This window comes from Curtobacterium sp. MCJR17_055, from assembly GCF_003224335.1.
In the GTDB taxonomy this organism is placed as follows: domain Bacteria; phylum Actinomycetota; class Actinomycetes; order Actinomycetales; family Microbacteriaceae; genus Curtobacterium.
This window is the reverse complement of the sequence record NZ_QKLF01000003.1, coordinates 259985-275411: the sequence shown is the minus strand read 5'-3', so window position 1 is coordinate 275411 and position 15427 is coordinate 259985. Positions and strand designations below refer to the sequence as shown.

The following is a 15427-nucleotide window of genomic DNA, read 5'->3' as shown; positions in this document are numbered from 1 at the left end:
TCTACGAAGCCGCTCCGACAATCGTCCGCCGGTGCGGATCAGCCGAGTGCGTCGAGAGCGAACGCGACCCCGGAGGCGTCTTCGCTCGCGGCCCACAGCCGCGCCGCTTCGCCGCGGTCGTGTGCGCGCGGCTCGGCGGGGACGACGGCCGCAGGCCCGCGGAGCTGGAACCAGCCGGCCGGACCCCAGTACTGGCCGGACCGGACGTCGGTGCCGACGGCGGCGTGGACGAGCGGCACCGCACCGGCGTCCTTGCCCTGCGCGATCCAGCGCTGGCCCGGCCCGATCCAGGCGGGCTCGGCGCCCGAGGACACAGGACCCGGTGTCCCGACGCCGTGGGCACCCGGACGGCCGGTCGCCGTGCGCCGTCCGGTCAACGAGTCGAGCGCGAGGCCGGGGTGCGCCACGACGCTCGTCACGCGCGACCCGGCGTCGGCGAGCCGCTGCGCGAGTTCGAACCCGAAGAGCATCGCAGCGAGCTTGCTCCGCGCGTACTGCCGGTAGCCGTTGTAGTGCCCGGCTCCGAGCGGGTCGTGGCGGTCGAGTGTCACCCAGCGGTGCGAGATCGACCCGAGGTGGACGACCCGACCACCCGTGGCGGTGAGCAGCGGGAGCACGAGACCGGTCCACGCGAAGTGGCCGAGGTGGTTCGTGCCGATCTGCAGCTCGTGGCCCTCGGTGGTGGAGCGTCGCTCGCGCGAGCCGACCACCCCGGCGTTGTTGAGGACCGCGTGCACGGGTCCGAGCGCCGCGAGCGAGTCGGCCGCGGACCGTACGGAGCCGAGGTCGGCGAGGTCGAGGTGCACGTGCTCGAGCGTTGCGTCGGGCACCACCGCCCGGATGCTCCGCTCCGCCGCGGTCGCCTTCTCGGGGTTCCGGGTCGCGAGGACGACCCGGTGTCCGGCGGCGGCCAGCTGCTCGGCGGCCTGGTACCCCAGGCCCGCGCTGGCGCCCGTCACCACCACCGTGCGACGGGCGTCGTCCGACGCCGACGGCTCCCCCGGCTCAGACGACATGGCCTGCGGACTCCATCTGCCGCAGCGCCTTCTTGAGGTCCTGCACCTCGTCGCGGAGCCGGGCCGCGAGCTCGAACTTCAGTTCGGCCGCGGCCTGCAGCATCTGGTCGTTCAGGTCGGCGATCGTCGCCTCGAGCTGGGTCGCGCCCTCGCCCGCGATGCCCTCGCGACGGAGGGACGGCGTGGGGGCACGTCGACCGTCCCGCACGCCGCCACCGCGACGCTCGAGGAGCTCGCGGGTGTCGTCGTTCTCGCGGTTCAGGACCTCGGTGATGTCCGCGATCTTCTTGCGGAGCGGCTGCGGGTCGATGCCGTGCTCGAGGTTGTAGGCGACCTGCTTCTCACGCCGCCGGTCGGTCTCCTCGATGGCCTGCTTCATCGAGTCGGTCATCTTGTCGGCGTACATGAGCACCTGACCCGACACGTTGCGGGCCGCGCGACCGATCGTCTGGATGAGCGACGTCGACGACCGCAGGAACCCCTCCTTGTCGGCGTCGAGGATCGCGACGAGGGAGACCTCGGGCAGGTCGAGACCCTCGCGGAGCAGGTTGATGCCGATGAGGACGTCGTACACGCCCTGGCGCAGCTCGGTCAGGAGCTCCACGCGCTTCAGGGTGTCCACGTCCGAGTGCAGGTACCGCACACGCACGCCGGCGTTCCCGAGGAAGTCGGTCAGTTCCTCCGCCATCCGCTTGGTGAGGGTGGTGACGAGGACGCGTTCGTCCTTCTCGGTCCGCTGCTTGATCTCCTCGAGCAGGTCGTCGATCTGGCCGTCGCTCGGCTTGATGACGATCTCGGGGTCGACCAGGCCGGTCGGACGGATGATCTGCTCGACGACGCTGTCCGTGATGCCGAGCTCGTACTTGCCCGGGGTGGCGGACAGGAAGACCTTCTGCCCGACACGGTCGAGGAACTCCTCCCACTTCAGCGGGCGGTTGTCCATCGCGCTCGGCAGCCGGAACCCGTGCTCCACGAGGGTGCGCTTGCGGGAGGCGTCGCCCTCGTACATCGCGCCGATCTGCGGCACGGTGACGTGCGACTCGTCGATGACGAGGAGGAAGTCGTCCGGGAAGTAGTCGATGAGACAGTGCGGCGCTTCCCCGGGGCCGCGGCCCTCCATGTGCCGGGAGTAGTTCTCGATGCCCGAGCAGAAGCCGATCTGCTCCATCATCTCGATGTCGAACGTCGTGCGCATCCGGAGCCGCTGGGCCTCGAGCAGCTTCCCCTGGCCCTCGAGCTCGGCGAGTCGTTCGGCGAGTTCCTCCTTGATGGAGCTGATCGCCCGGTGCATGACGTCGGTGTCCGCGACGTAGTGCGACGCCGGGAAGATCGACACGGCCGGCAGGTCGTCGATGACGTTGCCCGTCAGCGGGTGGAGCGAGGACAGTGCCTCGATCTCGTCCCCGAACATCTCGATGCGGATCGCGTGCTCTTCGTACATCGGGATGATCTCGAGCGTGTCGCCGCGGACCCGGAAGGTGCCACGGGCGAAGTCGACGTCGTTGCGCTGGTACTGCATGCTGACGAACTTCCGCACGAGCTGGTCGCGCGAGATGGTCTGGCCGATGTGCAGCGCCACCGAGGCGTTCATGTACTGCTCCGGCGTGCCGAGGCCGTAGATGCACGAGACGGTGGACACCACGACGGAGTCCCGTCGGCTGAGGAGCGAGTTCGTCGTCGAGTGCCGGAGCCGCTCGACCTCGGCGTTGACGGAGGAGTCCTTCTCGATGAAGGTGTCGGTCTGCGGGACGTACGCCTCGGGCTGGTAGTAGTCGTAGTACGACACGAAGTACTCGACGGCGTTGTTCGGCATGAGCCCACGGAACTCGTTCGCGAGCTGCGCGGCCAGCGTCTTGTTGTGCGCGAGCACGAGTGTCGGCCGCTGCACCTGCTCGATCAGCCACGCCGTCGTCGCCGACTTGCCGGTACCCGTGGCGCCGAGCAGCACCACGTCCGTCTCACCGGCGTTGATGCGGCCCGCGAGCTCGGCGATCGCCGCGGGCTGGTCACCGCTCGGCGAGTACTCACTGACGACCTCGAACGGACGGATGGCACGCGTGGGCTTGACGGCGACTCCCATGCTGTCCACAGTAGGCGCGGCTGACGACATCGGACGGTTCTGCTCGCCCACGGCGTACTGTCACCTGATAGCGGACTCCGAGGGTCCTGATCGGCGACGGTCGTAGCCTCCGGTCCGTTCAGCAACCCGACCGAAGAGGCCCCATGACCACGGCCCCCGCTGCGGCGCCAGCACCGATCCCGACGAAGGGCACCCCGTTCCGCGGACGCATCCGCGGCCGGGTGCTCGTCCTGCTCTGCTTCATGTACGCGATCTCGTACATCGACCGGACGAACATCTCCACGGCCCTGCCGCACATCACCGAGGAGTTCGGGCTCACCGAGTCCGCCGCCGGGTACGTCGTGGCGGCCTTCTCACTCCCCTACGCGCTGCTCCAGGTGTTCGGCGGGACGATCAGCGAGAAGGCGGGTCCGCGCCGCGCGCTCTTCGTCATCACCGTGGTGTGGGGCGTCGCGACGCTCTGGACCGGTCTCGCGGTCGGGTTCTGGACGCTGCTCGCCGCACGGCTCCTCCTCGGCCTCAGCGAAGCGGCCGCCTTCCCGTCCGCGACCCAGGCGATGAGCCGGTGGATCCCGCGCGACCGGAACGGTTTCGCGCAGGGCGTCGTGCACTCGGCCGCCCGCCTCGGCAACGCCCTCGCGCCCCTCCTCGTGGCGTACTTCATCGCGATCAGCGGATGGCGACTCGCCTTCTTCGCCACGGCCCTCCTGTCCGTCGCCTGGGGCATCGTCTGGTTCGTCGCCTTCCGGGACCGCCCCGAGGACGCCCGCGGGATCACCGGGACCGAGTTGGCGGAGCTCCCGCCCGTGGAGACCCGGGCGACCCGGCCGCCGGTCCCGTGGCGGGCCCTCGCGAAGCAGATCCTGCCGGTCTCCTTCGTCGACTTCGGCTACGGCTGGACGCTCTGGGTGTTCCTGACCTGGATCCCGACCTTCCTCAGCGACGAGTACGACCTCGAGATCACCGCCTTCGCGTGGTTCACCACCGCGGTGCTGCTCGCCGGCGTCGTCGGCGACACCGTCGGCGGCATGCTGAGCGACCGGATCATCCACCGCGGCGGGGACAGCCGTCACGCGCGCCGGGTGGTCCTGGTCGTCGGGCTCGGCGGGTCGCTCGTGTGCCTGCTGCCCCTGCTTGTCGCCGGACAGAGCCTCACCGTGGCCACGGTGTCGCTCGCGCTGTCGTTCTTCTTCCTCGAGCTCTGCAACGCGAACCTGTGGGCGATCCCGATGGACGTCGCGCCGCAGTGGTCGGGCACCGCGTCCGGCTTCATGAACACCGGCTTCGGCGTGGCGGGCGTCGTCTCGCCCATCGTCTTCGGCACGCTCATCGAGGCCTCCGGCTGGCAGATCCCGTTCGGGATCTCCTGCGCCCTCCTCGCGGCCGCCGCCGTCGTGGCGTGGGTGATGAAGCCCCAGCGGCTCACCATGACGGACGGGGTGCTCGAGACCGGTGTCCCGGCAGCGGAGCGCGGCGGGACCCCCTGACCGCACGGCCGGGAGGCCCACAGCACCCCGGACCGGCAGGGCTGCTCAGGCGGCGGTGCGCGCGACGCGGCGTCGTGCGCGCGACGGGCGGCCGGTGAGCGGCACGCTGAGCGGCGTCCACCGGAACACCTCGGTCACCGCGACCGACAGCACGAGGACGAGCACGACGGTCACGAGCGTCAGCCACGGCTTCGGCACCACGGCTTCGAGCCAGCTGTCCCCGTACAGCAGGATCCAGATCACGAACGGGTGGCTGAGGAAGATCCCGAACGACCGGTCCGAGGCGTAGTCGACGACCCGGGCCAGTGGGCTGTCGGCGCGGCGGCGGTCCGCCCACGCGGCGCCGATCGTCAGGAACCCGACGAAGACCGCGGTGCTCCACAGCACCTGGACGGGCTGCAGCGGAGTACCGGCGGCGTAGAGGGACTGCCCGAGGCCGACCTGCACCCACCAGACCCCGAGCGTGACGGCACCGGCCCCGGCGAACGCCCACAGGACGGCCCGTCGGTGCTCGCGGATGAAGCGCAGGAACGCATCGGCGTGGTCCGCGGCGACGGCACCCGCCACGATGAAGAACACGTACGAGAAGAAGAACTGCTTCTGGTAGCCGTGCAACCAGTCGATCGAGTGCGGCTCGTACTTGTAGGCGGCGAAGACGGCCAGCTGGACGACGAACGAGACCACCAGGAGCGTGACGTGGTGCCGCCGGGTGACCCTGACCAACCAGACGATCACCGGCAGGAGCAGGTACACCTGCATCGTCACGAGCAGGAAGTACAGGTGGTACCAGGCCGTCCCGGTGACGATCCCCTCGGCTGCGGTCGTCACGAGTGCCGGGACGTCCCCCCGGGTCGTCCCGTCGATGAGCCAGGCCGCCACGACGTACACGAACGACCAGGCCAGGTACGGCACGCCGACGAGCAGGAACCGGCGGGGCCAGAACTGCGCGAGCGGCCGTGGGCGGAGGGACCAGCTGTACACCAGGACGAACGCGGTCAGCGAGAAGAAGACCAGCCGGGTGAAGTGCAGCAGGCCGAGCACGGCGTAGAGCCCGACGTCGTCGGAGGCGACCGTGTGGCTCGTCGTGTGGACGCCGATGACGCAGGCGAAGGTGAGGATGCGCAGGACGTCGACCTCGTACAGGTGGCGCGGGCGCCCGGACGCCGTCCGCGTCGGCGTCTGCACGCCCGTCGTCGTGCCCGTGGTGCCGGCCACAGTGGCGCCGGCTGCAGTGGTGCCGGCCGCATCGGTGGCGGTCGCACTCGTGCCGGTCGTTGCGCTCGCGGCGTCGTGCCCGGTCGGTGTGGGACGCGCGCTCACCGTGACTCGGCCATGGCTCGGACGCGGGCCCGCTGGACCTTGCCGGTGGGGGCGCGCGGGAGGTCGGGCACCAGGGAGATCTCGGCCGGCCGACGGAACCGGGTCAGGGCGGACTCCGCCAGCGCCGCGAGGTCCTCGAGCAGGCCCGCGGTGTCGACGTCCTCCTGCGCGATGACGTAGGCCACGGGGACGGCACCGAGCACGTCGTCCGGCCGCCCGACCACGACGGCCTCGAGCACGCGAGGGTCACGCAGCAGGACGTCCTCCACCTCCGACGGGTAGACCTTCTCGCCGCCGCGGTTGATGACGTCGTCGGAGCGGCCCGCGAGGGACACCCAGCCGTCCGGTGCGACCGACCCGAGGTCCCCGGTCGACAGCCACCCGTCGGCGTCGAACCGGTCGGCCGCGCGTCCACCCAGGTACGACCGGACGATGCCCGGTCCCCGTACCCAGAGCGCACCGATCTCGCCGGCCGGCAGCACCGCACCGTCCTCGCCGCGGACCTGCACCTCGGAACCGACGGGCAGTCCGACGGACCCGGGTCGCGCCGGTGCGCCGAGCGGCGTCGCGGTGATCTGGCTGGCTCCCTCGGTCATGCCCCAACTCACGACGAGCGGGACGTTCCCGAGGGCGGCGCGCACCGTGTCGGGCAGCGGGGCCGACGCGCTCCGGACGAAGCGGAGCGTCTCCGGGAACGCCAACGGACCGGTCTTGGCGAGGACCGCGAGGACCGCGGGCACCGCGTTGAGCCAGGTGATCCGGCGCTCCTCGAGCAGTTCCCAGAAGTCGGTCCGTCGGAACCGGCGGTCGAGCACGAGCGTCGCGCCGGCGACGAGGGTGGCGAGGAGGCCCACGACCTCGGCGTTGACGTGGAACAGCGGCAGCGAGTTGAACCCGCGGTCGTACTCGGTCAGCCGGTTGTGCTCCGCCACGGCGCGGGCGACGGCGAGCAACTGTGACTCCGGCAGCTCGACGCCCTTCGGCGTCCCGGTCGACCCGGAGGTGAACAGGACGACCGAGCCCTGTCCGGGAGCGTCCGGCACACCCTCCGCCACGTCGCCGTCACGCACCCCGGTCGGGAGGTACGTGGCCGCGTCCACACCGGCGGCCGGCGCTCCGGCGACGGTCGCGTCCTCCGGACGGTCGGAGACGACCATGACCGCACCCCCCAGGAGGGCTGCGAGCCGAGCGGGTTCGGTGGCCGGCTGGCCGGTGTCGACCGGGACCGACCGCCGACCGGAGGCGACCGCGGCGAGGTGGACGACGGCGAAGGCGAGCGGGTCGCCGACGTCGACGAGGACACCGCCGGAGGCCGGCATCCCGATCGCGTCGAAGGTGCGCGACCAGGCGGTCACGGCGTCGTGCAGCGCACGGTACGTGAGGACGCGGTCCGAACGGGCGTCCTCGAGGTACGAGCGGTCGCCGTCCTGCTCGGCTCGGCGGCGGACGAGGTCGGCGAGCCCGGGCAGCGTCGGCGGTCCACCGACCGCGGTCGCCGGGTCGTCCCCGCTGTCGGGGACGCCCGGGGAGGTGGGAGAGGAGGGATCGCCGTCGTGCTGCACCGTCCCATCGTATTTCCGGCGCCTATGACCGCGCGGAGGGAACGACGGGCGTGGGGAACCGGTGCAGCAACCACTGCCACAACGCGAGCATGTGCGGGTCGCCGTGCTCGTCGAGCGGGGTCGTGTCCTTGACCACCCGGGAGTGCGCGTGGCGGGCATCACCGCCGGGCAGCCTGGTCAGGATCGCGTGCGGGTCGGCCCCGGGACGTGGCGGAGCGGTCCGGGTCCGCCAGGGCCCGCCCGTGCCACCGGCGCCGCCCCGTCCCTCGAGTCCGAGCGCCGTCCACGAACCGGTGATCCTCGGTCGGTAGGAGTCGCGGACGTCGTCGAGCGCGTACATGCGGGTCGCCGGGGTCCGGCCGGGGCGGTCCATCCAGGCCGCGTGGACCGGACCGACGGACTCCACCGGCGCGGCGAACATCAGGGCACCGAGGACGGGCCGGATGTGGGCGATGTACGCGGCCTCGCCTCCGCCCTGTGAGTGGCCGGCGACGACGATGTCCCCCCAGGTGATGTCCTCGTCGGCCTGCACGAACCGCCCCCAGCCGCCGTCGGGGTCCACCTCGTCCAGGTGTGCCACCGCGTCCCGGAACCGCGACACGATCGAGCCCGCCGGGGTGACGCTGCTGTACTCCGAACTCCGGGTGCCGTCGAACCGGTTCCGCTGGACCTGTCCGTAGCAGCGCGCATCGGCCTCGCACGTCGCGGACAGTGTCTTGCCGAGGTTCCAGTAGTCGAGTCCGAGCACGTGGTACCCGTCGCCCAGCGCCGTCGTCAGGAAGCGCTGGTACTCGGCCGGCTTCGACCGCGTGGCCGGCAGGAACAGCAGCAGCGGACCGTCCGGTGTGGTCCGGGCGGCGAAGTCGTTCCGGTTCGGTGACAACCGCTCGCCGTCGATGGAGCCCAGACGGAAGCGGTGGAAGACGTCGTGCGGCGTCTCCTCGGGGCCGAGCGTCCGGTGCGGCAGCCCCGGACGCCCGCCCTCGGCGACCCGCTGCCCGCCGAGCACGTTCGCGCCGACGAGCGAGGCCAGACCGATCGCGACCAGGACGAGGACCGCGACGACGAGCAGGCGGTGGTGAGCCCTCATCGGACGAGTCGGGCCCAGACCTCGTCCGCCGAGCGGATCGTGTCCTCGACCGAGCGGGTCGCGTCGACGACGTGGTCGGCGAGGGCGAGACGGTCCGCGTCCGACGCCTGGGCGGCGACCCGCCGCTCGGCGTCCGCACGCGCCATGCCACGGTGCGCGACGAGCCGCTCGACCCGGACCGCGGCCGGGGCGTCGACGACCACGACGGCGTCGAAGCGCAGGGGGCGTGCGCCGGCCGCCTCGGCCAGGAGCGGCACGTCGTAGACGACGACCGCGTCGGGGTCCGCGGCCCCGGCGGCGTCGAACCGCTCCTGCGCGAGACGCCACACCTCCGGGTGGGTGATGCCCTCCAGGTCCTTCCGGGCGGCGGCGTCCGCGAACACGATCGCGCCGAGCGCCGGACGGTCGAGCTCGCCCTCCTCCGTCACGACCGCGGGGCCGAACCGCTCCCGCACCGCGGCGAGGCCAGCGCTGCCCGGAGCGACGGCGTCCCGCGCGAGCTGGTCGGCGTCCACCACCACCGCGCCGTGTTCGGCGAACCGCCTGGAGACCGTCGACTTGCCCGCGGCGATGCCGCCCGTGAGTCCGATGATGCGCACGACGACAGCGTGGCACGGACGGCTCCACGAACGCCGGAAGCCCGGCCCGACCGCCCCGTGCGGGACGATCAGGACCGGGCTCCGGTCAGTGCGACTCGATCAGTCGATCGAGCGGTGCTCAGTTGGTCGAGCTGAGCTTCTCACGGAGTGCCGCGAGGGACGCGTCGTCGGCGAGGGTGCCGGCGCCGGTCGTCTCGCTCGTGAACGACGACGAGGCAGCGGCCGGGAGGTCGAAGCCACCCTGCGCCTCTTCGGTGAGCGACTTGGCGACCTGGGCCTTGTGGGCCTCCCAACGGGCCTGGGCCGCAGCGTACTGACGCTCCCACTCCTCGCGCTGGGTGTCGTAGCCCTCGAGCCACTCGTTCGTCTCCGGGTCGAAGCCCTCGGGGTACTTGTAGTCACCCTTGTCGTCGTACTCGGTCGGCATGCCGTAGAGCGCCGGGTCGAACTCGGTGCTCTCCGGGTCGACGCCCTCGTTGGCCTGCTTGAGGCTGAGCGAGATGCGGCGACGGTCGAGGTCGATGTCGATGATCTTGACGAACACCTCGTCGCCCACGGACACGACCTGCTCGGCGAGCTCGACGTGCTTGTTCGAGAGCTCCGAGATGTGCACGAGACCCTCGATGCCGTCCGCGACGCGGACGAACGCACCGAACGGCACGAGCTTCGTGACCTTGCCCGGCGCGATCTGACCGATCGCGTGGGTGCGGGCGAAGACCTGCCACGGGTCTTCCTGCGTGGCCTTGAGCGAGAGCGACACGCGCTCGCGGTCCAGGTCCACCTCGAGGATCTCGACGGTGACTTCCTGACCGACCTCGACGACCTCGCTGGCGTGCTCGATGTGCTTCCAGCTGAGCTCGGAGACGTGGACGAGACCGTCGACGCCGCCGAGGTCGACGAACGCACCGAAGTTGACGATCGACGAGACGACGCCCTTGCGGACCTGGCCCTTGTGGAGGTTGTTGAGGAACGTGGTGCGCGACTCGGACTGCGTCTGCTCGAGCAGGGCGCGGCGCGAGAGGACCACGTTGTTGCGGTTCTTGTCGAGCTCGAGGATCTTCGCCTCGAGCTCCTGACCGAGGTACGGCGTCAGGTCGCGGACACGGCGCAGCTCGATGAGCGAGGCCGGGAGGAAGCCGCGGAGGCCGATGTCGACGATGAGACCGCCCTTGACGACCTCGATGACCGTACCGGTCACGACACCGTCGGACTCCTTGATCTTCTCGACGTCGCCCCATGCACGCTCGTACTGTGCACGCTTCTTCGACAGGATCAGGCGGCCTTCCTTGTCCTCCTTCTGGAGGACCAGGGCCTCGACCTCGTCACCGACGTTGACGACCTCGTTGGGGTCGACGTCGTGCTTGATCGAGAGCTCGCGCGAGGGGATGACACCCTCGGTCTTGTACCCGACGTCGAGGAGGACCTCGTCGCGGTCGATCTTCACGACGGTGCCGGAGATGAGGTCTCCGTCGTTGAAGAACTTCAGGGTCTTCTCGACCTCGGCCAGGAAGTCATCAGCCGAGCCGATGTCGTTGATGGCGACCTGCTTGGGAGCCTTGGTCGTGGTGGTTGTCATGTAGAGATTGCTCCGAACGGACATGAGTCGGGCCAGGCGGCGAGGGAGCGACCCCCGGTCCGCGATCCGGTCCTGCAGGTCGTGCGACCTGTCGGACCCGGTGCGAGCCACCGTGGCGGTGTGTGTTGTTGGCGCGGATTGCGCCGCACAAGTCTATCCAGCGGGACCGGCGCCCACAACCGGGCGTGTCACGGTCAGCCGACGAGCGCACTCCGCAGCGTGTCGAGCCCGACGCCGCCGAGTGCCAGGGCGCGGTGGTGGAACGCCTTGAGGTCGAAGGACGACCCCTCGCGGGCGGCCACGTCGTCCCGGATCGACTCCCAGACCCGCTGCCCGACCTTGTACGACGGGGCCTGACCCGGCCACCCGAAGTAGCGCGCGACCTCGAACTGCACGAACGCGGGGTCCATGTTGACGTTCCGCCCCATGAAGTCGAGCGCGTACTCCCACGTCCAGCCGCCGCCGTCCGGGTTGGTCTTCTGCAGGTGCACCCCGATGTCGAGGACCACGCGGGCCGCGCGCATCCGCTGACCGTCGAGCATGCCGAGGCGGTCGCCGTCGTCGTCGAGGAACCCGAGCTGCTCCATCAACCGCTCGGCGTACAGCGCCCAGCCCTCGACGTGTCCCGACGGACCGGCGAGTTGGCGCCGCCAGGTGTTGAGCTCGCCGCGGTTGTACACGGCCTGGCTGATCTGCAGGTGGTGCCCCGGGACGCCCTCGTGGTAGACCGTCGTCTTCTCCCGCCAGGTGCCGAACTCCGTGACGCCCTGCGGGACGGACCACCACATCCGCCCGGCGCGCGAGAAGTCGTCCGACGGGCCGGTGTAGTAGATCCCGCCCTCCTGGGTGGGCGCGATCCGGCACTCCAGGCGCTTGATCGGGTCGGCGATGTCGAAGTACCGGCCGTCCATCGCCCGGATCGACTCGTCGCTGGTCTCCTGCATCCAGGCGCGGAGGGCGTCCGTGCCGTGCAGGACCCGCGACGGATCGGCGTCGAGGACCTCGATCGCGCGGGCGACGCTCGCGCCGGACTCGATGCGGTCCGCGATCCGCTCCTGCTCGTCGCGCATCCGGGCGAGTTCCTCGATGCCCCACTCGTACGTCTCGTCCAGGTCGACCACGGCGCCGAGGAACCGGCGGGAGTGCAGGGCGTAGTCGTCGCGACCGACCGCGTCGACCGGGGTCGAGAGCGGCAGGACGTCGTGCTGCAGGAAGGCGCCGAAGGACCGGTAGGCGGCCGCGGCGACCTCGGCCCCGCGCGTCAGTTCGGCGCGCAGCTGCTCCGGGACCGGCGCCCCGCCCTCGAGCGCGGCGCCGTCGACGAGCTGCCGGAAGAACCCGTCCGGTGCGCCGTTCCGGCCGGCCTGTTCGGCGATGAGCTCGACCTGGCGCTTCGCGGCGGTGACGCCCTCGCGGGTGCCCTCGAGCAGCGTCTCCCGGTACCCCTCGAGGGCGTCCGGGAGGGCCTGCAGACGTCCGGCGACGTCCTGCCAGTCGTCCGTCGTGGCGGTCGGCATGAGGTCGAACACGTCCCGGAGGGACTGCGCGGGGCTCTGGATGACGTTGAGGTCCCGGAGGTGCAGCCTCCGCTCGTACGACTCGACGGTCAGGTCGAGCTCGGATCCGAGGTCGGCCTTCGTGACCCGGTCGACGTCGTCGCGGGCGTCGGCGGCGTCCAGTGCACGGCGGGCGGCGCGAGCGGCGTCGGCGAGGGCCGCGGCACCCGCCGGGGACGTGTCGCCGTAGGAGTCGGTGCGCCCGGGCACACCGATGTACGTGGCGACCGTCGGGTCGAGCTCGACGAGCGTGGTGACCCACTGCTCGGCGACCTGGTCGACGGCGGACGGCTGGCGGACGGGACGGTCATCGCTCATGTCGTCGACCCTACCCAGCCCCGCTCCCCCGGTCACCGGAGGCGAGCGGCGAGGCGGACGGGAGGCGTGCCTCCCGTCCGTCCCGCCGCTCGCGTCGGGCGGTCCGACGGGCAGTGCGCCACGGTCAGTGCGCCGCGGACTCCCAGTTCCGGCCGACGCCGACCGACACGTCGAGCGGCACGCTCAGCTCGGCGGCACCGCCCATGCGGGTCCGGAGGATCTCCTCGACGCGCTCCTGCTCGCCCGGCGCGACCTCGAGGATGAGTTCGTCGTGCACCTGCAGCAGCAGCCGGGAGCCGAGGTCGCCGTCGCGCAGGTCCGCGTCGACCCCGAGCATCGCGATCTTCATGATGTCCGCCGCAGATCCCTGGATCGGCGCGTTCAGGGCGGCACGCTCGGCGTTCTCGCGAAGCACCCGGTTCGGGCTCTTCAGGTCCGGGAACGGTCGGCGACGGCCGAAGATCGTCTCGGTGTACCCGTCCTCGCGCGCCTGCTCGACCACGTTCCGGAGGTAGTCCCGTACGGCGCCGAAGCGGGCGAAGTACTCCGTCATGAGCGTGCGGGCCTCGCTCTGCTCGATGCGGAGCTGCTTCGACAGCCCGAACGCGCTGAGACCGTACGCCAGGCCGTAGGACATCGCCTTGACCTTGGTGCGCATCTCGGGGCTGACGTCGGACGGTTCGACGCCGAAGACGCGGGCGCCGACGAACCGGTGCAGGTCCTCGCCCTCGTTGAACGCCTGGATCAGGCCGGCGTCCCCGGACAGGTGCGCCATGATCCGCATCTCGATCTGCGAGTAGTCGGCCGTGAGCAGTGTCGTGTACGGCTCGGCGACGGCGAACGCGGACCGGATGCGGCGCCCGACGGCGGTCTTCACCGGGATGTTCTGCAGGTTCGGGTCCGTGGAGGAGACCCGTCCGGTGCTCGTGCCGGTCTGCTCGTACCGGGTGTGGATGCGACCGTCGACGACCGCGGCGTCGAGGGTGTCGACGATCTGCCGGAGCTTCGTGGCGTCGCGGTGCTGCAGCAGCAGTCCGAGGAACGGGTGCGGGTGCTGCTCCTGCAGGTCGGCCAGGCTCGCGGCGTCCGTGGAGAACCCGGTCTTCGTCTTCCGGGTCTTCGGCATCGCGAGCTCGGTGAACAGGACCTCCTGCAGCTGCTTCGGCGACCCGAGGTTGACCTCGTGCCCGATCTCCGCGAAGGCCTGCTGCGCGAGGTCGGCGGCGCGCTCCCCCAGCTCGTGGGAGAGCCCGGTGAGCACCGGCCGGTCGATCCCGACACCGGTGGTCTCCATCCGCGCGAGCACCGCCGTCAGCGGGAGCTCGATGTCGTCGAGCACCGTCAGCGAGCTCGGGTCGATGCGGGCACGCAGGGCCGTGGTGACGCGGAGCACGTACCAGGCGTGCACGCCGACGTTGACCGGCTCCGTCTCGGGGACGAGCTGGTTCGGGTCGGCGGTCGGCAGCTCCTCGCCCAGTTCCTGGTACACGAGGTCCGCGAGGGGCTGCCCCTGCTTGCCGGGGTTCGCGAGCCAACCGGTGATGCGGGCGTCCCCTGCGACGCCCGCGACCGTGAACCCCGCGGTCCCGAGCGCCTTGATCGCGGCCTTCGCGTCGTGGAAGTGCTTCGGGGCGTCCGAGGCGAACCACGTGGCCAACTGCTCGTAGTCGAGCGCCCCGCTGCCGCCCGGCACGAGGACGGCGTCGTCGTGGGTGGCGATGCCGATCGCGCTCAGACGACCGTCGATGACCTCGACCGCGACGCCGTACCCGTTCTCGGCGTCCGCGGCGTCCTTCCGCTCGAGCCAGTGACCGAGTTCCTCGTCGATGAGGGTCTTCACCGGCGGCGGCGTGGGACCGGCGTCCTCGACGGTACCGTCGGTGGTGACGGCGTCGGCCGCGTCCCCGCCGCCCACCACCTTGAAGACGCGGTCGAGCAGCGTGCGGAACTGCAGGGTCGCGAACAGCTCGCGGACCGCGGCTTCGTCGAGCGGTCGGAGGGCGACGTCGGCGGGACCGACCGGCAACTCGACGTCGGTGACGAGCCGGTTCAGCTTCCGGTTCCGGATCGCCCGGTCCTTCTGCTCGCGCAGGTTGTTGCCGACGACGCCCTTGATCTCGTCGGCGTGCTCGAGCACGCCGTCGAGCGACCCGTACTGGGTGATCCACTTGACGGCGGTCTTCTCGCCGACCTTGTCGATGCCGATCAGGTTGTCGCTCGTCTCACCGACGAGGGCGGCGATGTCCGGGTACTGGTGCGGCTCGATGCCGTAGCGCTCGTACACCTTGTCGCGGTCGTAGCGGGTGAGCTCGGAGACCCCGCGCACGGACGGGTACAGCAGCGTGACGTCGTCGTTCACGAGCTGGATCGAGTCGCGGTCGCCGGACACGACGTACACCTGGAACCCCTGGTCGGCGCCCTGCTTCGAGAGGGTCGCGAGGATGTCGTCGGCCTCGAAGTCCTCCTTCGTGACGGTGGTGATGCCCATCGCCTCGAGCGCCTGCTGCAGGAGGGGGATCTGGCCCTTGAACTCCGCGGGGGTCTCGGAGCGCGTGCCCTTGTAGTCCTCGTACTCCCGTGTGCGGAACGAGAACCGGGAGATGTCGAACGCGACCGCCAGGTGCGTCGGCTTCTCGCGCTGGAGGAGCATGAGCAGCATCGAGATGAAGCCGTGGATGGCGTTCGTGTGCTGCCCCTCGCGGTTCACGAAACTGTCGACCGGGAGGGCGTAGAACGCCCGGAACGCGAGCGAGTGGCCGTCGATGACCATGAGGGTAGGCTTTGCGGAGTCCGACACCCGGACAGCCTACCGACGGCCCCCGA

The 15427-nt window shown here is 71.0% G+C and carries 10 protein-coding genes; 1 reads left to right on the top strand and 9 read right to left on the bottom strand.

Features of this window, described 5'->3' with window-relative positions; all coding sequences use genetic code 11:
* Positions 1-38: 38 nt before the first annotated feature.
* Together DEJ16_RS08740 and uvrB are read right to left on the bottom strand one after the other, a co-directional pair.
* Positions 39-1016, bottom strand: coding sequence for an SDR family NAD(P)-dependent oxidoreductase (locus DEJ16_RS08740; protein WP_110825029.1), 978 nt, complete (start codon positions 1014-1016; stop codon positions 39-41).
* The gene (gene uvrB / locus DEJ16_RS08735) at positions 1006-3096 is read right to left on the bottom strand and encodes an excinuclease ABC subunit UvrB (RefSeq protein WP_110825030.1); all 2091 of its coding nucleotides are present in this window, start codon (positions 3094-3096) and stop codon (positions 1006-1008) included. Before uvrB ends, DEJ16_RS08740 begins: the two co-directional genes overlap by 11 nt.
* Before the next feature lie 143 nt (positions 3097-3239).
* On the opposite strand from uvrB, the gene DEJ16_RS08730 reads away from it, so the two are divergent.
* Entirely contained in the window at positions 3240-4583 is a 1344-nt protein-coding gene (locus DEJ16_RS08730; RefSeq protein ID WP_110825031.1) for an MFS transporter, read from the top strand.
* Positions 4584-4628: 45 nt separating this feature from the next.
* On the opposite strand, the gene DEJ16_RS08725 is transcribed toward DEJ16_RS08730, so the two are convergent.
* From DEJ16_RS08725 to polA, 7 genes are all read right to left on the bottom strand, one after another.
* Positions 4629-5903: an acyltransferase gene (locus tag DEJ16_RS08725; protein WP_110825032.1), complete on the bottom strand. Its 1275-nt coding sequence runs from the start codon at positions 5901-5903 to the stop codon at positions 4629-4631.
* Entirely contained in the window at positions 5900-7465 is a 1566-nt protein-coding gene (locus DEJ16_RS08720; protein ID WP_181419533.1) for a class I adenylate-forming enzyme family protein, read from the bottom strand. Before DEJ16_RS08720 ends, DEJ16_RS08725 begins: the two co-directional genes overlap by 4 nt.
* Before the next feature lie 22 nt (positions 7466-7487).
* A complete protein-coding gene (locus tag DEJ16_RS15760) occupies positions 7488-8555 on the bottom strand; it encodes a hypothetical protein (protein ID WP_181419532.1) in 1068 nt (355 codons plus the stop codon).
* Positions 8552-9154, bottom strand: coding sequence for a dephospho-CoA kinase (gene coaE, locus DEJ16_RS08715; RefSeq protein ID WP_110825034.1), 603 nt, complete (start codon positions 9152-9154; stop codon positions 8552-8554). Before coaE ends, DEJ16_RS15760 begins: the two co-directional genes overlap by 4 nt.
* A 118-nt stretch (positions 9155-9272) precedes the next feature.
* A complete protein-coding gene (rpsA, locus tag DEJ16_RS08710; protein WP_110825035.1) occupies positions 9273-10730 on the bottom strand; it encodes a 30S ribosomal protein S1 in 1458 nt (485 codons plus the stop codon).
* Between the two features lie 194 nt (positions 10731-10924).
* Positions 10925-12604: a DUF885 domain-containing protein gene (locus DEJ16_RS08705; RefSeq protein WP_110825036.1), complete on the bottom strand. Its 1680-nt coding sequence runs from the start codon at positions 12602-12604 to the stop codon at positions 10925-10927.
* A gap of 124 nt (positions 12605-12728) precedes the next feature.
* Positions 12729-15401, bottom strand: coding sequence for a DNA polymerase I (gene polA, locus DEJ16_RS08700; RefSeq protein WP_110825037.1), 2673 nt, complete (start codon positions 15399-15401; stop codon positions 12729-12731).
* Positions 15402-15427 lie beyond the last annotated feature (26 nt).